The sequence below is a fragment of the Pseudomonas sp. DrBHI1 genome (genome assembly GCF_002205115.1).
GTDB classification, from domain to species: Bacteria; Pseudomonadota; Gammaproteobacteria; order Pseudomonadales; family Pseudomonadaceae; genus Aquipseudomonas; species Aquipseudomonas mosselii.
In genome coordinates this window covers 1-18,272 of the sequence record NZ_NIBE01000068.1, presented here as the reverse complement: position 1 = coordinate 18,272, position 18,272 = coordinate 1, and the positions used below count along the sequence as shown (strand labels likewise).

The 18,272-nt window shown below is 64.3% G+C and carries 15 protein-coding genes; 3 read left to right on the top strand and 12 right to left on the bottom strand.

Annotation, left to right across the window (positions count from 1 at the left end; translation table 11 throughout):
- The 3 genes from zapE to CC207_RS15245 all read right to left on the bottom strand — a co-directional run.
- The coding region (gene zapE / locus CC207_RS15255) for a cell division protein ZapE (protein ID WP_088852365.1) at nucleotides 1-1,023 on the bottom strand (1,023 nt) is incomplete at its 3' end.
- Between the two features lie 224 nt (nucleotides 1,024-1,247).
- The gene (locus CC207_RS15250; protein WP_028689764.1) at nucleotides 1,248-2,597 is read right to left on the bottom strand and encodes a tryptophan--tRNA ligase; all 1,350 of its coding nucleotides are present in this window, start codon (nucleotides 2,595-2,597) and stop codon (nucleotides 1,248-1,250) included.
- 25 nt (nucleotides 2,598-2,622) lie between these two features.
- Complete coding sequence (locus CC207_RS15245) at nucleotides 2,623-3,258, bottom strand: alpha/beta hydrolase (RefSeq protein WP_028689765.1); 636 nt, start codon at nucleotides 3,256-3,258, stop codon at nucleotides 2,623-2,625.
- Nucleotides 3,259-3,393: 135 nt separating this feature from the next.
- On the opposite strand from CC207_RS15245, the gene CC207_RS15240 reads away from it, so the two are divergent.
- Complete coding sequence (locus CC207_RS15240; RefSeq protein WP_028689766.1) at nucleotides 3,394-3,831, top strand: YhcB family protein; 438 nt, start codon at nucleotides 3,394-3,396, stop codon at nucleotides 3,829-3,831.
- Between the two features lie 112 nt (nucleotides 3,832-3,943).
- On the opposite strand, the gene mdeB is transcribed toward CC207_RS15240, so the two are convergent.
- Together mdeB and CC207_RS15230 are read right to left on the bottom strand one after the other, a co-directional pair.
- Nucleotides 3,944-6,634 carry an alpha-ketoglutarate dehydrogenase gene (gene mdeB, locus CC207_RS15235; RefSeq protein WP_028689767.1) on the bottom strand — a complete coding sequence of 897 codons (2,691 nt, stop codon included), beginning with the start codon at nucleotides 6,632-6,634 and terminating at the stop codon, nucleotides 3,944-3,946.
- 24 nt (nucleotides 6,635-6,658) lie between these two features.
- Nucleotides 6,659-7,855, bottom strand: coding sequence for a methionine gamma-lyase (locus CC207_RS15230; protein WP_088852355.1), 1,197 nt, complete (start codon nucleotides 7,853-7,855; stop codon nucleotides 6,659-6,661).
- 127 nt (nucleotides 7,856-7,982) lie between these two features.
- On the opposite strand from CC207_RS15230, the gene CC207_RS15225 reads away from it, so the two are divergent.
- Nucleotides 7,983-8,462, top strand: coding sequence for an Lrp/AsnC family transcriptional regulator (locus tag CC207_RS15225; RefSeq protein ID WP_028689769.1), 480 nt, complete (start codon nucleotides 7,983-7,985; stop codon nucleotides 8,460-8,462).
- 87 nt (nucleotides 8,463-8,549) lie between these two features.
- On the opposite strand, the gene cysN is transcribed toward CC207_RS15225, so the two are convergent.
- From cysN to CC207_RS15210, 3 genes are all read right to left on the bottom strand, one after another.
- Nucleotides 8,550-10,451: a sulfate adenylyltransferase subunit CysN gene (gene cysN, locus CC207_RS15220; RefSeq protein ID WP_088852354.1), complete on the bottom strand. Its 1,902-nt coding sequence runs from the start codon at nucleotides 10,449-10,451 to the stop codon at nucleotides 8,550-8,552.
- 16 nt (nucleotides 10,452-10,467) lie between these two features.
- Nucleotides 10,468-11,385 carry a sulfate adenylyltransferase subunit CysD gene (gene cysD, locus CC207_RS15215; RefSeq protein WP_011535568.1) on the bottom strand — a complete coding sequence of 306 codons (918 nt, stop codon included), beginning with the start codon at nucleotides 11,383-11,385 and terminating at the stop codon, nucleotides 10,468-10,470.
- Nucleotides 11,386-11,673: 288 nt separating this feature from the next.
- The gene (locus CC207_RS15210; RefSeq protein WP_028689771.1) at nucleotides 11,674-12,432 is read right to left on the bottom strand and encodes a Nif3-like dinuclear metal center hexameric protein; all 759 of its coding nucleotides are present in this window, start codon (nucleotides 12,430-12,432) and stop codon (nucleotides 11,674-11,676) included.
- Between the two features lie 205 nt (nucleotides 12,433-12,637).
- Here CC207_RS15210 and algW point away from each other — a divergent pair, with 205 nt between their 5' ends.
- On the top strand, nucleotides 12,638-13,798 hold the full coding sequence (gene algW / locus CC207_RS15205; RefSeq protein ID WP_088852353.1) for a Do family serine endopeptidase AlgW: 1,161 nt from the start codon (nucleotides 12,638-12,640) through the stop codon (nucleotides 13,796-13,798).
- Nucleotides 13,799-13,974: 176 nt separating this feature from the next.
- On the opposite strand, the gene CC207_RS15200 is transcribed toward algW, so the two are convergent.
- The 4 genes from CC207_RS15200 to CC207_RS15185 all read right to left on the bottom strand — a co-directional run bounded on the left by CC207_RS15200 (nucleotide 13,975) and on the right by CC207_RS15185 (nucleotide 18,132).
- Nucleotides 13,975-14,739 (bottom strand): amino acid ABC transporter ATP-binding protein, encoded by a 765-nt coding sequence (locus tag CC207_RS15200; protein ID WP_028689773.1) that lies wholly within the window; start codon nucleotides 14,737-14,739, stop codon nucleotides 13,975-13,977.
- 10 nt (nucleotides 14,740-14,749) lie between these two features.
- Nucleotides 14,750-15,847 (bottom strand): amino acid ABC transporter permease, encoded by a 1,098-nt coding sequence (locus CC207_RS15195; protein ID WP_028689774.1) that lies wholly within the window; start codon nucleotides 15,845-15,847, stop codon nucleotides 14,750-14,752.
- A gap of 10 nt (nucleotides 15,848-15,857) precedes the next feature.
- Nucleotides 15,858-17,036: an amino acid ABC transporter permease gene (locus CC207_RS15190; RefSeq protein ID WP_088852352.1), complete on the bottom strand. Its 1,179-nt coding sequence runs from the start codon at nucleotides 17,034-17,036 to the stop codon at nucleotides 15,858-15,860.
- A gap of 67 nt (nucleotides 17,037-17,103) precedes the next feature.
- A complete protein-coding gene (locus CC207_RS15185) occupies nucleotides 17,104-18,132 on the bottom strand; it encodes an amino acid ABC transporter substrate-binding protein (protein WP_088852351.1) in 1,029 nt (342 codons plus the stop codon).
- Between the last annotated feature and the right edge of the window lie 140 nt (nucleotides 18,133-18,272).

Here is an 18,272-nt window from a genome sequence, read left to right as displayed (position 1 = left end):
CTCGAAGCTCAGGCGCCCGCCGGTGTACAGGTCCTTGAGCTCCACCTCGGCCGAGATGATCAGCTTCACGTTGCGGTCGTAGAACTCGTCGACCATGTTGATGAAGCGCCGGGCGATGTCGTCGGTGGTCACGCCCATCTGCTCGACGTTGCTCAGCAGCACGGCATGGAAGATCTTGCCCAGCTCGATGTAGTCGTTCTGGCTGCGCGGCCCGTCGCACAGGGCGCGGAAGTCGAACCAGGCAACGTCGTCGCAGGTGCGCAGGGCATGGATCGGGCGGTTCTCGATCATCAGCACGTCATTGTCGACGGCCTGGGTGCATTCCGGGGTCAGCGCCTTGAAGCTCGCCCGCAGGCTCTCGTGGGCCGCCTCGTTGAGCGGGAAGTGGTACAGCTCGGCCTGTTCCAGGTGACGCAGGCGGTAGTCGACGCCGCTGTCGACATTCACCACGTCGGTGTACTGCTTGATCATGGCGATGGCCGGCAGGAAGCGCGCGCGCTGCAGGCCGTCCTTGTACAGGCCGTCGGGGACGATGTTGGAGGTGGCCACCAGCGACACGCCGTTCTTGAACAGCTCTTCCATCAGGGTGCCGAGGATCATCGCATCGGTGATGTCGGAGACGAAGAACTCGTCGAAGCAGATCACCTTGGCCTCTTCGCTGAAGCGTTTGGCGATGATGGTCAGCGGGTTTTTCTCGCCCTTGAGGGTCTTCATCTCCTCGTGGACGCGCTTCATGAAGCGGTGGAAGTGCGTGCGCATCTTCTGCTTGAACGGCAGCGCTTCATAGAAGGTGTCGACCAGGTAGGTCTTGCCTCGCCCTACCCCGCCCCAGAAGTACAGACCCTTGACCGGCGTCTGCTCCTTCTTGCCGAACAGCTTGCCGAACACGCCCGGCTTGTTGTTCTGCGCGCGCACCAGGTCGTCGTACAGGCGCTGCAGGTGACGCACCGCAGTTTCCTGCGCCGCATCATGGAAGAAGTCGGGACGTTTCAGATCTGCTTGATAGCGTTCTAGAGGAGTCATGATTTCGTTAGCGAGGCAACAAAAAACGGGCCGTCACTGTAGCGACCGGCCCGCCTGATGGCAATGATACATGCGACCACTTGCCTCATTACCTGCCTAGTGGGAGCGGCCTTGTGTCGCGAAAGGGCCGCAAAGCGGCCCCGGCAGTTCTGCATGAAACAGAGATTCTGGGGCCGCTACGCGACCCTTTCGCGACACAAGGCCGCTCCTACAGCGTAGGCGTATCAGTCCTGCTGCGGCGCCAGGGCCTCGCGCAGGCTTGCGATGGCCGCGTCACGGGCCTCGGCGGCCTCGAACTGCGGCCCGTCGGCAACCTGCTCGCCCTCCAGCCACAGGCTGAAGCTCAGGCCCTCGACCCGCACATCGGCCTCGCCACCTTGCTGCAATTGCTTGCTCACCGCACCGGCGCTCTTGCCATCGGCGAAGCTGCGCGACAGCAACAGTTGCTCGCCATCGGCGGCCAGCAGTCGGAAGCGGAAGCTGCCGTCTTCATCGCGGAAGCTGACGAAGCGGGCGGTCTTGGCGGCCTTCTTCTTCACTTCAGTGGTGGCTTGCACGGTGGTGCGGAACGAACGCAGGCCAACCGCTTCACGCAGCTGTTCGAGGAATGGCGTGGCAATCTTGCGAGCCTTGGCGGCACCGGCAAGGAGAATGTCCTCCAGGTCCGATGGGCGCGAGATCAGCTGGTGGTAGTGCTCGCGCTTTTCCGCCAGCTGGCCGTCGAGCAGCTGGAACAGGCGCTGCTTGGCTTCGCCCCAGCCCAGGCCCTGCACCAGCTCTTCACGGAACGCGGCGCATTGCGCTGGCGTGGAGAAGGCCTGGAACAGGGTGAACAGGTGCGAATTATCCGGATCCTTGGCCTCGCCCGGCGCCTTGGAGTCGGTGACGATGCGCGAGATGGCGTCTTTCATGTCCTTGGCGCTGGTGAACAACGGGATGGTGTTGTCGTAGCTCTTGGACATCTTGCGCCCGTCCAGGCCTGGCAGGGTCGCCACGCTTTCCTCGATCACCGCTTCCGGCAAGGCGAAGAAGTCCTTGCCCTGGCCGAACAGGTGGTTGAAGCGCTGGCCGATGTCGCGGGCCATTTCCACATGCTGGATCTGGTCACGGCCGACCGGCACCTTGTTGGCGTTGAACATCAGGATGTCGGCGGCCATCAGCACCGGGTAGCTGAACAGGCCCATGGTCACGCCGGCGTCCGGGTCTTCGCCGGCCTCGACGTTCTTGTCCACCGAAGCCTTGTAGGCGTGGGCGCGGTTGAGCAGGCCCTTGGCGGCGACGCAGGTCAGCAGCCAGGTCAGCTCTGGGATTTCGGGGATGTCCGACTGGCGGTAGAAGGTCACCTTGTCCGGATCCAGGCCGCCGGCCAGCCAGGTGGCGGCGATCTCCAGGCGCGAGCGCTGGATGCGCTGCGGGTCGTCGCACTTGATCAGGGCGTGGTAGTCGGCCAGGAAGTAGAACGAGTCGACGCCGGGCTGCTGGCTGGCGAGGATGGCCGGGCGGATGGCGCCGGCGTAGTTGCCCAGGTGCGGGGTGCCGGTGGTGGTGATACCGGTGAGGATGCGCGTGGTCATGGGTGTTCGCTTATTCAGGCTTGGCTCAGTTCGAAAGGCGCGGCAGCAGCAGATCCTTCAGATCGGTCAGCTTGCCATGGAAGAAGTGTCCGCATTCTGCCACTTTCAGCAGCTCATGGGGGCGCGACAGGTCATTCGACCAGTCGTAGACCAGCTGCGGATCGACCACCTCGTCGGTGTCCGGCTGCACCACCGTGAGGTCGACGCGCTCGGGCAGCGGGAACTGCTCGCTCAAGCGCATCACCGCCGGGGCGATCATGAACAGGTGTTGCAGGGCCGCGCCCCCGGCCTCCAGGCGCCCGGCCAGGCTGGCGGCAACGAAGCCACCGAAGGAGAAGCCCATCAGCACCAGGGGCAGCTCGGGATGCTGCGCGCGTAGCCAGGCGGCAGCGGCCTCGGCGTCGGCCACTTCACCGGCACCCATGTCATGGCTGCCGGCACTCTGGCCGACACCGCGGTAGTTGAAGCGCAAGGTGACGTAGCCGGCGTCACGGGCGGTGCGTTGCAGGGTCGACACCACCTTGTTGAGCATGGTGCCGCCCTGGACCGGGTTGGGGTGGCAGATCAGCACCGCGCCACGGGCGTCGGCCACGTCCAGGTACAAGGCTTCCAGCTGGCCGCACGGGCCATCGATGAACAAGGGTGTTTCGCGGATAAGCAAGGCACTACTCCGTGACCTCGAGGAGGGTCGACTCGTCTAGCTGAGGAATTCTGTTCTGATTTGCGATCGCTCGCGGTATACAGCGCAGGTCTGAGCCGTTAACGTAAAGCAAAGCCGTTTATAGAGGAAGGACTCGTGGAACACTCGCTCCTTGTTTGGTTGCTGCCGACCCTGGCCCTGGTTGTCGGCGTCGTCGTCGGTTTCGCGCTGGCCCGCCTGCTGCCCAATGCGGCACCGAGCAACACCCAACGCCAGCTGGATGACATCCAGCAGCGCTTCGACAATTACCAGAATGAAGTGGTGACCCACTTCAACAGCACCGCTTCGCTGGTCAAGAAGCTGACCCAGAGCTACCAGGACGTCCAGGATCACCTGGCCGACGGCGCCAACCGCCTGGCCCTGGACGAGCTGACCCGCCAGCGCCTGCTGGCCGCGCTGCACTCGGAAGCCGCGCAAGGCCCGCGCGATCGCCTGACACCGCCGAAGGACACCGCCGAGGTGCCGCGCGACTACGCACCGAAGGCCCCGAATTCGCCGGGCATGCTCGACGAGAGCTACGGGCTCAAGCGTTGAGTCGATGACATGAAGAAGGCCTCGAAAGAGGCCTTTTTTGTGAGCGTGATCTACCAGACATATCACTCCGTGGGAGCGGGCTTGCCCCACGACAGGGCCAGCCCAGATCACCTCACCGATACCAGGCCGCCCCCTCCTCGCCAATCCCATACCGCGCCCTTGCCTGCCCCAGCACATCTGCCGGCAGCACGCCCTGGCACACCAGCCCGTACAATGCCGCCAGCACCACGGCATGCCGATCCACCTCGAAGAACCGCCGCAGTTGTTGACGCGTATCACTGCGCCCGAATCCATCGGTGCCCAGGGTGATGTAGGGCGCCTGTACATACTCGGCAATCAGTTGCGGCCAGGCACGCACATAGTCGCTGGCCGCGATCACCGGGGCATCACCTGGCAGGCTATGACGCACGTGACAATCCGCTTGCTCCCCGGCCATCGCCAGGCGTTGCGCATCCCTGGCCCCACGCGCCAGCTCGCTGAAGCTGGTGACGCTGAACACCTCGCTGTCGACCTGCCAGTCGCTGGCCAACAACTCGCCGGCGGCGATCACCTCGCGCAGGATGGTGCCCGAACCCAACAGCCGTACCTGACCACGGGACGCTGCCGACGCATGCCGGGCAAGCCGGTACATGCCTCGCAACACATCCTCGTGCATGTCCTCGGGCAATGACGGCTGCGGGTAGTTTTCATTCATCACCGCCACATAGTGGAACTCGTCCCGCTGCTCCACCAGCATGCGCCGCGCGGCATGCTCGAGGATCACCGCCAGCTCGCCGGCAAAGCACGGGTCCCAGGCACGGCAATTGGGCACCATGGAAGCCATGACCAGGCTCGAGCCGTCCTGGTGCTGCAGCCCCTCGCCACCCAGCGTGGTACGCCCCGCGGTGGCGCCGAGCAACAGGCCGCGGGCGCGCTGGTCGGCGGCGGCCCAGATCAGGTCGCCGACCCGCTGGAAGCCGAACATCGAGTAATAGATGTACACCGGCAGCATCGCCTCGCCATGCACGGCATAGGCAGTCGCCGCCGCGATCCAGGAAGAGATCGCCCCGGCCTCGGTGATGCCCTCCTCCAGCAACTGGCCGTCGCGCGCTTCCTTGTAGACCAGCAGCGAGCCGGCGTCCTCCGGCTCGTAGCGTTGCCCCTGGGGCGAGTAGATGCCGATCTGGCGGAACAGGCTGGCCATGCCGAAGGTGCGTGCCTCGTCGGCGACGATCGGCACCACCCGCGGCCCCAATCCCGGCACCTTGAGCCAGTTGCCAAGCAGGCGCACGGCAGCCATGGTGGTGGACATCTCCTTGCCCTCGGCGCGCAGGGCAAAGCCGGCGAAGCTGTCCAGGTCCGGCACGGGCAGGCCGGCGCAGTCGCTGCGCCGCACCGGCAGCGGCCCGCCCAGGGCCTCGCGGCGCTGGCGCAGGTAGATCATCTCCGGGCTGTCGGCGGCCGGACGGTAGAAACGCAACTGCTCCACTTCCTCGTCCGACAGCGGCAGGTGGAAGCGGTCGCGGAAGGCCAGCAGTGCCTGAACATCGAGCTTCTTGGCCTGGTGCGCGGTCATCCGCGACTCACCGGCACTGCTCATGCCGTAGCCTTTCTTGGTCTTGGCCAGGATCACCGTCGGCCGGCCCTTGCAGGCCTTGGCCGCGGCATAGGCGGCATGCAGCTTGCGAAAATCGTGGCCACCGCGCTTGAGGGCGTTGATCTCGTCGGCGCTCATGTGCGCCACCAAGCGCTGCAGGGCCGGGTTCTGCTTGAAGAAGTGCTCGAGGTTGTAGCTGCCGTCCTTGGCGCCAAGGGTCTGGAATTGCCCGTCGGGTGTCGCCGCCAGCTGGCGCAGCAGCGCATGCTCATGATCCCGGGCGAACAGCGCGTCCCACTCCGAGCCCCACAGCACCTTGATCACGTTCCAGCCGGCGCCGCTGAACAGCGCTTCGAGTTCCTGGATGATCTGGCCGTTGCCACGCACCGGGCCATCCAGGCGCTGCAGATTGCAGTTGACGATGAAGGTCAGGTTGTCCAGGCCTTCGCGGGCCGCCAGGGTCAGGCCGGCGATCGATTCCGGCTCGTCCATCTCGCCATCGCCGAACACGCCCCACACATGCCGCGCCGAAGTATCGAGCAGACCGCGGTGCTGCAGGTAGCGCATGAACCGCGCCTGGTAGATGGCATTGAGCGGGCCGATGCCCATGGAGCCGGTGGGGAACTGCCAGAAGTCAGGCATCAGCCAGGGATGCGGATAGGAGCACAGGCCGTTTCCCGCGACCTCCTGGCGGTAGTTGGCCAGTTGCGCCTCGCTCAGGCGCCCTTCAAGGAAGGCGCGGGCATAGATACCCGGCGCCGAGTGCGGCTGGAAGAACACCAGGTCGCCACTGCGCTGCGCGCCGCCGCCCTCGCCCCGGAAAAAGTGCTGGAAACCGACCTCGAAGATTTCCGCCGCCGAGGCATAGCTGGCGATATGCCCGCCCAGCTCGCCGTAGGCATGGTTGGCCCGTACCACCATGGCCAGGGCGTTCCAGCGCAGGATGCCGGTGATTCGCTCGTCCAGTTCCAGGTCGCCCGGATAGTTGCCCTGCTGCTCCACCGGCAAAGTGTTGCGGTAGGCCGAGAAGGCCTGGGCCTCACGCTCCAGGCCCAGCTCCAGGGCATGGGCCTGCAGGCGCTGCAGCAGGTAGCGCGCCCGTGCCGGCCCGCAGTGGGCCAGGGTCGAGGACAGGGCCTCGCACCACTCGGCGGTTTCCCCGGGGTCACTGTCCAGCGCGGTTTCCAGGGCCGTCAACGGCTCGTTCGGGTTCATCATTGCTACCATCGCGCAGGCCTCGTCCGTGGCGGTTCAGGCGCAGGCCTTCAAGGCCTGGGCAATGTCGGCGAGCAGGTCGTCGATGTCCTCCAGCCCCACCGACAAGCGCACCAGCCCTTCCGAGATGCCATGCTCGACACGCTCCTGCTGGGTATAGCTGGAGTGGGTCATGCTCGCCGGGTGCTGGGCCAGCGACTCGGCATCGCCCAGGCTCACCGCGCGGCTGAACAGCTGCAGGGCGTTCATGAAGCGACGACCGGCCTCGATCCCGCCCTTGAGCTCGAAGGCGATCATGCCGCCCGGCAGGCGCATCTGCCGCTGGGCCAGCGCGTACTGCGCAAAGGACGGCAGGCCTGGGTAGTGCAGCAGCTCGACCTGTGATTGTTCGGCGAGGAACTCGGCCACCTGCTGGGCATTGGCGCAGTGACGGTCCATGCGCAGGGCCAGGGTCTTGAGGCCGCGCATCAGCAGCGCTGCGTCATGGGGCGACAGCACCGCGCCGGTCATGTCCTTGAGCCCTTCCAGGCGGATACGGTCGACCAGTGCCTTGCGCCCGACCACCAGCCCGGCGGTGATGTCGCCATGCCCGGACAGGTACTTGGTGGCCGAATGCACCACCAGGTCCACGCCCAGTTCCAGCGGGCGTTGCAGGTAAGGCGTGCAGTAGGTGTTGTCGACCACGATGCTCAGGTCGTGGCCCCGGGCGGCATCGACCACCGCGGCAATGTCCACCAGCTGCATGTTGGGGTTGGCCGGGGTCTCGAAATAGATCATCCGCGTCTTCGAGGTGATCGCGGCCCGCAGTGCCGGGATGTCGTTGAGGTCGACATGGCGGATCTTCACGCCGAACTCGCCGATACCGTGGTGCAGGTAGGCGAAGGTGCAGCCGTACAGGGTACTGCCAACGATCAGCTCGTCACCCGGACGTAGCAGCGTCCATAGCGTGGCGGTGATGGCGCCCATGCCGGAGGCCAGCGCCAGCCCGGCCTCGCCCCCTTCCAGGGACGCCATGCGCTGCTCCAGCAGGGCCAGGGTCGGATTGGAAATTCGGCTATAGAAATGCCCCGGTTCCTCGCCCGCGAAGCAGGCGGCGCCGTACTCGACGGTGGGGAAGGCATAGGTGGCGGTTTGGTACACCGGCGGCACCAGGGCGCCGCCGTGGGACAGCGGGTCATAACCATGGTGGATGGCCCGCGTGGAGAAACCGGTGTTTTTGTTGGAGTCGCGCATGGCAACAGCCTCTTGTGGTTTGTTATAAGCTTATGCCACCAAGCTGCCGCGCTTTTTCCAAACTTGCCCACGCAATTGCGCAAGTTTTGAAAGAAAAACAACAAAAATAGAATCAGGAGGGCAAGATATGCCTTCAGCTCTCGACCGTACCGACCGCGCCCTGCTCGCCGCCCTGCAGGACAACGCCCGCCTGACCGTTTCCGAACTCGCCGACCAGGTTGCCCTGACCACTTCGCCCTGTTGGCGGCGGGTCAAGCTGCTGGAGGACAACGGCTACATCACCGGCTACCAGGCCATTCTTTCGCCCAAGTCGCTGGGCTTCGGAGTGACCGCGTTCGTCAGCATCATGATGGACTCGCACACCAAGGAGATGGCCCTGGCGTTCGAGCAGCGGCTGATGGAAATTCCCGAGATCGTCGCCTGCCACAACATCTCCGGGCGCTATGACTTTTTGCTGGAGATCCTGGCGCGGGACCTGGAGTCGTTTGGCGAGTTCACCCGGGAGGTGCTGCAACGGTTGCCGGGGGTGAAGGAGATCTATTCGAGCTTTTCGTACAAGGCGGTGAAGGAACGGCGGGTGATTCCCGTTTCCGAGAAACATATCTAGCAATGCCGGGGGCGGCTGTGCAGCCCAGCTCTCCCGAAGCAAACAAAAAACCCCGCCGAAGCGGGGTTTCTCAGATCACACGGTTACTCAGATCGCACCACGCTGACGCAGCACATCCAGCACCAGCTTCACACCTACATCGACACTGACCGACTGGGTGTCGATCACCAGGTCCGCATCCAGCGGCACGTCGAACGGGAAGCTCTCGCCCGGAATGTTGTCGCCACCGGCCGCGTACAGCCCTTGCGGATCACGCTCACGGCACACCAGCGGCGACGCCTGCACATAGACGGTGACCAGACGCTCCTTGCCGATCAGCGCCCTGGCCTGCTCGCGGCCTTCGGCATCCGGGGCAACGAACGCTGCCAGGGTCAGCAGGCCGGCTTCGTTGAACTGGCGCGCCACATGGGCGGCGCGGCGCCAGTTCTCGGTGCGGCCGGCGCGGTCCTGCGGCAGGCCCTTGTTCAGGTCGTGGCGCAGGTTCTGGCCATCGAGCACATAGACCGCGCGGCCCATGTCGAACAGCTTGCGCTCCACGGCATAGGCCAGGGTGCTCTTGCCGGCGCCGGACAGGCCGCTGAACAGCACGGTGGCCGGCTGCTGGCCGAAGCGCAGGGCACGCTCCTCGGTGGACACATGGGCCAGCTTGCCGTGCTGGCCGGTGCTGCCGTGCGGCAGTACCGGCGGGGCGATGATCATGCCGGCACCGACCGTGCCGTTGGTCAGGCGATCGATGACGATGAACGCGCCGGTGGTGCGGTTGCTCTCGTAGCCGTCCAGGGCGATGGCGCTGTCCAGCGCGACCTTGACCCGGCCGATCTCGTTGAGCTGCAGCGCGCTGGCGGCGCCCTGCTCCAAAGTGTTCACATCGACCTTGTGGGTGATGCTGGCAATCGAGCCCGGCACGTAGCTGGTGGCGCGCTTGATGTCGTACTTCTTGCCCGGGAGCATTGGCTCCTCGGCCATCCACACCAGCATGGCATCGAACTGGTCGGTGACCGGCGGTACGTTGTCGGCATGCACCAGCAGGTCGCCACGGGAGATGTCGATCTCGTCTTCCATGGTCAGGGTCACGGCCTGGCCGGGGCCGGCGTTCTCCAACTCGCCTTCATAGGTGACGATGGACTTGACCCGGCTGCTCTTGCCCGACGGCAGCACGACGATCTCGTCACCCTTGTGCACCACGCCACCGGCGATGGTACCGGCGAAGCCACGGAAGTTCAGGTTCGGACGGTTGACGTACTGCACCGGGAAACGCAGGTCGGTGACGTTGCGGTCGGCGGCGATCTCGACGGTCTCGAGGATCTCCATCAGCGCCGGGCCCGTGTACCAGGGCGAGCGCTCGCTGCGGTTGACCACGTTGTCGCCCTTGAGCGCCGACATCGGCACGAAGTGCAGGCTGCTCGGCTTGAGGTTGATGCCCTCGGCGAACTTCAGGTAGTCGGCCTTGATCGACTCGAAGACCTGCTCGTCGAAGCCCTTGAGGTCCATCTTGTTGACCGCGACGACGATGTGCTTGATGCCCAGCAACGAGGCGATGTAGCTGTGTCGGCGGGTCTGGGTCTGCACGCCGTAGCGGGCATCGACCAGGATAATCGCCAGGTCGCAGGTGGACGCGCCAGTGGCCATGTTGCGGGTGTACTGCTCGTGGCCCGGGGTGTCGGCAATGATGAACTTGCGCTTGGCGGTGGAGAAGTAGCGGTAGGCGACATCGATGGTGATGCCCTGCTCGCGCTCGGCCTGCAGGCCGTCCACCAGCAGCGCCAGGTCGACTTCCTCACCGGTGGTGCCGGATTTTTTCGAGTCGCGGGTGATGGCCTCGAGGTGGTCCTCGTAGATCATCTTCGAGTCGTGCAGCAGGCGCCCGATCAGGGTGCTCTTGCCGTCGTCCACGTTGCCGCAGGTGAGGAAACGCAGCAGTTCTTTGCGCTCGTGCTGAGCCAGATAAGCGAGGATGTCTTCGCTGATCAAATCGGATTGGTGCGACATGGAGTAACCCTGAAAATTAGAAGTAGCCCTGACGTTTCTTGTCTTCCATGGAGCCTGCGCCATCGTGGTCGATGACCCGGCCCTGACGCTCGGAAGTACGCGTCAGAAGCATTTCCTGAATGATGTCGGTCAGCGTTTCGGCTTCGGACTCGACTGCCCCCGTCAACGGATAGCAGCCAAGGGTGCGGAAACGGACCTTCTTCTTGACGATGCGGGCTTTTTCCTCGTCGCTCAGGTGCTCGAGGATGCGCTCGTCGTCGATCATGATCAGGGTGCCGTTCTTCTCGATCACTTCACGCTCGGCGGCGAAGTACAGCGGCACGATCGGGATGCCTTCGAGGTAGATGTACTGCCAGATGTCCAACTCGGTCCAGTTCGACAGCGGGAACACGCGGATCGACTCACCCTTGTTGACCTTGCCGTTGTAGATGTTCCACAGCTCCGGGCGCTGGTTCTTCGGGTCCCAGCGGTGCTTGCTGTCACGGAACGAGTAGACGCGCTCCTTGGCCCGCGACTTCTCTTCGTCGCGGCGCGCGCCACCGAAGGCGGCGTCGAAACCATGCTTGTCCAACGCCTGCTTCAGGCCCTGGGTCTTCATGATGTCGGTGTGCTTGGAGCTGCCATGGGTGAACGGGTTGATGCCCTGCGCCACACCCTCGGGGTTGACGTGGGTGATCAGCTCCAGGCCCATCTCTTCGACCATCTTGTCGCGGAAGCGGTACATCTCCTGGAACTTCCACTGGGTGTCGACGTGCATCACCGGGAACGGCAGCTTGCCCGGGAAGAACGCCTTGCGCGCCAGGTGCAGCATGACCGCGGAATCCTTGCCGATCGAGTACAGCATCACCGGGTTGTCGAACTCGGCGGCCACCTCGCGGATGATGTGGATGCTCTCCGCCTCCAGCTGTTTCAAGTGCGTCAGATTGTCGACCATGGCTACTCACGAAAAACGATCTTATGGACGGCCTGCGGGCCGTGTTCGAGCGAGCCACTTTATCACAGCACCTGATTCTATTTAGGAGGCTGCCTAGATCGAAACAATCTAACGATATGACTGGGGGTTTGGGCCATGCGAGGTCCCTGTGGAGCGGCCTTGTGTCGCGAAAGGGCTGCGTAGCAGACCCAGAATTTTTGCGTTGGCGCATAAATCTTGGGGCCGCTTTGCGGCCCTTTCGCGACACAAGGCCGCTCCCACAGGAAACCGCATTCTTGCTGCTGGCCGTCAGATCGGATTCGGGCAATCGATGAACAGGTGCTCGACCGCGAACCGTCGCGCCAGGTAATCCCCCAACGCCTGCACGCCATAGCGCTCGGTGGCGTGATGGCCGGCGGCGATGAAGCTCACGCCGTTCTCGCGGGCACTGTGGAACGTCTGCTCGGACGCCTCGCCACTGATGAACAAGTCGACCCCGGCGGCGATGGCGGTGTCGATGTAGCCTTGCCCGCCGCCGGTGCACCAGCCGACCCGGCGGATCATCTGCTCACCCTCGACGACCAACGGCTCACGCCCCAGCGCCTCGCGCACCCGACGGGCGAAGTCCCGCGCCGACACCGGTTCCGCCAGCGACCCGACCAGGCCGACCACCTTGGGATTGTTCGGGTCCAGAGGGCCTTCGACGGTAATGTCGAGCTGGCGCGCCAGCTGCACGTTGTTGCCCACTTCCGGGTGCACGTCCAGCGGCAGGTGGAAGGCCAGCAGGCTGATATCGTGCTTGAGCAGGGTCTTCAGGCGCCGCTGCTTGATCCCGGTGATGCACGGGTTCTCGCCCTTCCAGAAGTAGCCATGGTGTACCAGCACCAGGTCTGCCTCGGCCTCGACCGCCGCGTCCAACAGCGCCTGGCTGGCGGTGACGCCGCTGACGATACGGCTGACCTGGGGGCGACCCTCGACCTGCAGGCCATTGGGGCAGTAGTCCTGGATCTTCGCGCTGCCCAGGTAGCGCTCGGCTTCCTCGACCAGTGTATTGAGGGCGACGGCCATGAAAAATCTCCTCGAATTCGGCGTTGCGACAGGGCGCGAGGCCCTATAATGGCCGCCATTATGGGCCGTCGCCGGTTTCGGGGGAACCGGCGACAATCGCCTGGGGATTCCGGCCATCGCTGATCGTTGTGTTCACGTGTATGATCGCGCGCGCTCGCCCCGGGCCGAACTGACATGGCCCCCGCCCTACTCCCAGGATTCATTCATGTTCAAGGCTCTGCGTTACTTCGGCTGGCCCCTGCTCACCGGTGTGCTGATCGCCATCCTGATCATCCAGCGCTTCCCGCAATGGGTCGGCCTGCCCAGCCAGGACGTCAACCTGCAGCAGGCCCCGCAAACCACGAAAATCATGCAGGGTCCGGTGTCCTACGCCGATGCCGTGACCCTGGCCGCGCCGGCGGTGGTCAACCTGTACACCACCAAGGTGGTGAACAAGAGCGCCCACCCGCTGTTCGAAGACCCGCAATTCCGCCGGTTCTTCGGCGACAACCTGCCCAAGCAGCGGCGCTGGGAGTCGAGCCTGGGCTCGGCGGTGATCATGAGCCCGGAAGGCTACCTGCTGACCAACAACCATGTCACCAGCGGTGCCGACCAGATCGTGGTGGCCCTCAAGGACGGCCGCGAGACCCTCGCCCGGGTGATTGGCAGCGATCCGGAAACCGACTTGGCGGTGCTCAAGATCGACCTCAACAGCCTGCCGGCGATCACCATCGGCCGCTCCGACAATATCCACATCGGTGACGTGACCCTGGCCATCGGCAACCCGTTCGGCGTCGGCCAGACCGTGACCATGGGTATCATCAGCGCCACCGGCCGCAACCAGCTGGGCCTGAACAACTACGAAGACTTCATCCAGACTGACGCTGCGATCAACCCGGGCAACTCCGGCGGCGCGCTGGTGGATGCCAACGGCAACCTGGTGGGTATCAACACGGCGATCTTCTCCAAGTCCGGCGGATCCCAGGGCATAGGCTTCGCCATTCCGGTCAAGCTGGCACTGGAGGTGATGAAGTCGATCGTCGAGCACGGCCAGGTGATCCGTGGCTGGCTGGGCATCGAAGTGCAGCCGCTGAGCCAGGAGCTGGCTGAGTCGTTCGGCATGCAGGGCCGCCCGGGCATTGTCGTGGCAGGTATCTTCCGCGATGGCCCGGCGGCGCGCGCGGGGCTGCAACTGGGTGACGTGATCTTGAGCATCAACGGCGAACCGGCCGGTGACGGGCGCAAGTCGATGAACCAGGTGGCAAGGATCAAGCCCAACGAGAAGATCACCATCGAGGTGGTTCGCAATGGGCAGCAGCTCAAGCTGGTCGCCGAAGTGGGACTGCGGCCGCCGCCGACGCCGGTGGCCCCGAAGGAAGAGAAGTAAACCAGCACATGCGCGATCCCTGTAGTAACGGCCTTGCGTCGCGATGGGGCGCGTAAGCGGCCCCAGGTTTTCAGCTTCGCAGCACATGTCCCCGGGGCCGCTACGCGGCCCATCGCGACGCAAGGCCGCTCCTACAGGGACCGCGTCAGCCGCCCCGTGGGGCGGCCCCGATTGCATCAATGCAGGATCTGGCTCAGGAACAGCTTGGTCCGATCACTGCGCGGCCGGTCGAAGAAGTCATCCGGCGCCGCCTGCTCGACGATCTCCCCCTTGTCCATGAAGATCACCCGGTTCGCCACGGTGCGGGCAAAGCCCATTTCGTGGGTCACGCAGAGCATGGTCATGCCGTCTTCGGCCAGGCTGACCATGGTGTCGAGCACCTCCTTGACCATCTCCGGGTCCAGCGCCGAGGTCGGCTCGTCGAACAGCATGATCTTCGGCTTCATGCACAGCGCCCGGGCAATCGCCACCCGCTGCTGCTGACCACCGGACAACTGCCCCGGGTACTTGTGCGCCTGCTCCGGAATGCGCACGCGCTCGAGGAAGTGCATGGCGATTTCCTCGGCCTTGCGCCGCGGCATCTTGCGCACCCACATCGGCGCCAGGGTGCAGTTCTCCAGGATGGTCAGGTGCGGGAACAGGTTGAAGTGCTGGAACACCATGCCCACCTCGCGGCGGATCGCCTCGATCTGCTTGAGGTCGTTGGTCAGCTCCACGCCGTCGACGACGATGCGCCCCTGCTGGTGCTCCTCCAGGCGGTTGAGGCAACGGATGGTGGTCGACTTGCCCGAGCCGGACGGCCCGCACAGCACGATGCGCTCGCCCTGGCGCACGTTCAGGTTGATGTCCTTGAGCACATGGAACTGGCCGTACCACTTGTTCACGCCTTGCATCTGGATGATGCCTTCGGGGCCGGCAGGCTGCTTGATCGCTTCACTCATTTCGAAACTCCTAACGCTTGTGGCCAGTGTCCAGCTTGCGCTCCAGGTGCATGGAGTAGCGGGACATACCGAAACAGAAAATCCAGAACACCAGGGCGGCGAACACGTAGCCCTCGGTGGCCATGCCCAGCCAGGCCGGATCAGCCGCCGCCTGCTTGACGCTGTTGAGCAGGTCGAACAGGCCGATGATGATCACCAGGCTGGTGTCCTTGAACAGGGCGATGAAGGTGTTGACGATGCCGGGGATCACCAGCTTGAGCGCCTGGGGCAGGATCACCAGTCCCATCGCCCGCCAGTAGCCCAGGCCCATGGCCGCGGCGGCCTCGTACTGGCCCTTGGGGATGGCCTGCAGCCCGCCACGCACTACCTCGGCGATGTACGCCGACTGGAACAGGATCACGCCGATCATCGCCCGCAGCAGCTTGTCGAAGCTCATGCCCTCGGGCAGGAACAGCGGCAGCATCACCGACGACATGAACAGCACGGTGATCAGCGGCACGCCACGCCAGAACTCGATGAAGGTCACGCAGACCACCTTCACCGCCGGCATGTTCGAGCGCCGCCCCAGCGCCAGCAGGATACCCAGCGGCAAGGCGCCGACGATACCGACCGTGGCGATCACCAGGGTCAGCATCAGGCCGCCCCATTGGCTGGTGGGCACCGTGTCCAGGCCCAGCGCGCCGCCGTGCAACAGGAGGTAGGCGAGGATCGGGTACAGCACCAGGAAGCCCAGGCCGTACACCGCCTTGCGCGGGAAGCGCTTGATGAACAAGGGCGCGGCACCGAGCACGGCGAGCCACACGGTCAGGTCGACGCGCCAGCGCAGTTCCGCCGGGTAGTAGCCGTACATGAACTGGCCGAAGCGCTGCTGGATGAACACCCAGCAGGCGCCTTCCTTGGTGCAGTCGGCGCGGGTGGTGCCGACCCAGTTGGCGTCGATGAACGCCCACTGCACCAGCGGTGGCACGATCAGCCAGACCAGGTACAGGGCGAACAATGTCAGCAGGGTGTTGAGCCAGCTGGAGAACAGGTTGGACCGCATCCAGGCGAGTACGCCAACGGTCTTCACCGGTGGCGGCATGTCGGGTTTGAAAACATGGGCTGTCACGGAAGTACCCTCACCGCTCGATCAGCGCAATGCGCTTGTTGTACCAGTTCATCAGCAGCGAAATGCTGATGCTGATGGCGAGATAGACGCTCATGGTGATGGCGATCACCTCGATGGCCTGGCCGGTCTGGTTGAGCACGGTACCGGCGAACAGCGAGACCATCTCCGGGTAGCCGATACCGGCGGCCAGCGACGAGTTCTTCGCCAGGTTCAGGTACTGGCTGGTCAGCGGCGGAATGATCACCCGCAACGCCTGGGGAATGATCACCTTGCGCAGCGTCGGGCCTTCGCGCAGGCCCAGCGAGCGGGCCGCCTCGGTCTGGCCATGGCTGACCGAACGGATGCCGGAGCGCACAATCTCGGCGATGAACGCCGCGGTGTAGATAGTCAGCGCTAAGGTCAGCGCCAGCAGCTCGGGGATCAGCACCCAGCCACCGATGAAGTTGAAGCCCTTGAGCTGCGGCATTTCCCAGTGCACCGGGCTGCCGAACAGCAGCGCGCACACGCCGGGGATGCCGATGAACAGCAGCAGGCCGACCCAGAACTTGTGGAACGGCTCGCCAGTTTCATCGAAACGCTTGTTGGCAAAGCGCACCATCACCACGATGGCGACGATCGCCAGCGCCAGCGCGATGACGAACGGCCAGAAACCCTCGGCCATCGAGGCGCCGGGCATGTTCAGGCCGCGGTTGCTGATGAAGAAGGTGTCGTCGATGTTGATGCTGCCCCGTGGCCCCGGCAGGGTCAGGAACACGGCGAAGTACCAGAACAGGATCTGCAGCAGCGGCGGAATATTGCGGAAGGTCTCCACGTACACCGTCGCCAGCTTGTTGATCATCCAGTTCGGCGACAGCCGCGCCACGCCGATGATGAAGCCCAGCAGTGTCGCCAGGATGATGCCGATGAAGGTCACCAGCAGGGTGTTGAGCAGGCCGATGACGAACACCCGGGCGTAGCTGTCCGATTCCACGTAGGGGATCAGGTGCTGGGCGATGCCGAAGCCGGCGCTGCGCTCGAGGAAATCGAAGCCCGAGGTGATGCCCCGGTGCTGCAGGTTGGTCTGCGTATTGTGGAAAAGGTACCAGCCCAGGCCCACCACGAAGACCACCGTGAGGATCTGGAACAGCCACGCGCGCACACGTGGATCACTAAGGGAAAACCCTTTCCGTGCGCCGATTTGATTTTGCATGAAGTGCCCCGAAAAGAAGGGATTCGAACGACCCGCGGCGGCAGGATGCCGCCGCGGGGTGCAACCATCAGCGCACCGGTGGCGCGTACTGGATGCCGCCGTTGTTCCACAGGGCGTTCATGCCACGGTCGATCTTCAGGTCGGTGCTCTGGCCCAGGTTCTTCTCGAACACTTCGCCATAGTTGCCGACTTGCTTGACGATCTGCACTACCCAGTCCCTGGGCAGCTTGAGGTCCTTGCCGTACTCGCCATCGGCCCCCAGCAGGCGGGCGACGTCAGGGTTCTTGGTGGACTTGGCCTCGGCCTCGACGTTCTTCGAGGTAATGCCGGCCTCTTCGGCGTTAAGCATGGCGAACAGGGTCCACTTGACGATGCTGAACCATTCCTCGTCGCCCTTGCGTACCACCGGGCCGAGCGGCTCCTTGGAGATGGTTTCCGGCAGCACCACGTACTCGGTCGGCGCGGCCAGCTTGGAGCGCTGGGCGAACAGCTGCGACTTGTCCGAGGTCAGCACGTCGCAACGGCCGGATTCCAGCGACTTGGCGCTTTCGTCGGAGGTGTCGAAGGTGATTGGGGTGTACTTCAGGCCATTGGCGCGGAAGTAGTCGGAAACGTTCAGCTCGGTGGTGGTACCGGCCTGGATGCAGATGGTCGCGCCGTCGAGCTCCTTGGCGCTGGAGACACCGAGCGTCTTGTTGGCGAGGAAGCCGACGCCGTCGTAGTAGGTGACGCCGGCGAACACCAGGCCCATGCCGGCATCGCGCGAGCTGGTCCAGGTGGTGTTGCGCGACAGCACGTCGACTTCGCCGGACTGCAGCGCGGTGAAGCGCTCCTTGGCGTTGAGCTGGCTGAACTTGACCTTGGTCGCGTCACCAAAGACCGCGGCGGCCACGGCGCGGCATACATCGGCGTCGATGCCGACGATCTTGCCTTGCGCGTCTGGTACGGAGAAGCCTGGAAGACCATCGCTCACGCCACACTGGACGAAGCCCTTCTTCTTCACCGCGTCGAGGGTGGCGCCGGCCTGGGCGAAGCTGGTAGCGCCCAGCGCGGCGGCGGCGGTCAGGACTGCCAGGGTGGTTTTCAACATCTTCATCAACAACCTCCAAATCGCTCTTGTTGTATGAGCCGGAATTGCACCGCACCCTTATGAGGCGCATCCGACCCTTGTTGGCTTGTTTTTGGGTCAATTGGCGCAATGGGCTGTTCTGTGACAGCCTTCGATCCACACGAGGG

Bases quoted from the DNA above. Each gene is read 5' to 3' on its own strand.
- algW (WP_088852353.1), top strand. From the start codon at position 12,638: ATGTTCAAGGCTCTGCGTTACTTCGGCTGGCCCCTGCTCACCGGTGTG.
- CC207_RS15225 (WP_028689769.1), top strand. From the start codon at position 7,983: ATGCCTTCAGCTCTCGACCGTACCGACCGCGCCCTGCTCGCCGCCCTG.
- cysD (WP_011535568.1), bottom strand. From the start codon at position 11,385: ATGGTCGACAATCTGACGCACTTGAAACAGCTGGAGGCGGAGAGCATC.
- CC207_RS15210 (WP_028689771.1), bottom strand. From the start codon at position 12,432: ATGGCCGTCGCCCTCAATACACTGGTCGAGGAAGCCGAGCGCTACCTG.
- CC207_RS15230 (WP_088852355.1), bottom strand. From the start codon at position 7,855: ATGCGCGACTCCAACAAAAACACCGGTTTCTCCACGCGGGCCATCCAC.
- CC207_RS15185 (WP_088852351.1), bottom strand. From the start codon at position 18,132: ATGAAGATGTTGAAAACCACCCTGGCAGTCCTGACCGCCGCCGCCGCG.
- CC207_RS15200 (WP_028689773.1), bottom strand. From the start codon at position 14,739: ATGAGTGAAGCGATCAAGCAGCCTGCCGGCCCCGAAGGCATCATCCAG.
- cysN (WP_088852354.1), bottom strand. From the start codon at position 10,451: ATGTCGCACCAATCCGATTTGATCAGCGAAGACATCCTCGCTTATCTG.
- CC207_RS15250 (WP_028689764.1), bottom strand. From the start codon at position 2,597: ATGACCACGCGCATCCTCACCGGTATCACCACCACCGGCACCCCGCAC.
- CC207_RS15190 (WP_088852352.1), bottom strand. From the start codon at position 17,036: ATGCAAAATCAAATCGGCGCACGGAAAGGGTTTTCCCTTAGTGATCCA.
- mdeB (WP_028689767.1), bottom strand. From the start codon at position 6,634: ATGGTAGCAATGATGAACCCGAACGAGCCGTTGACGGCCCTGGAAACC.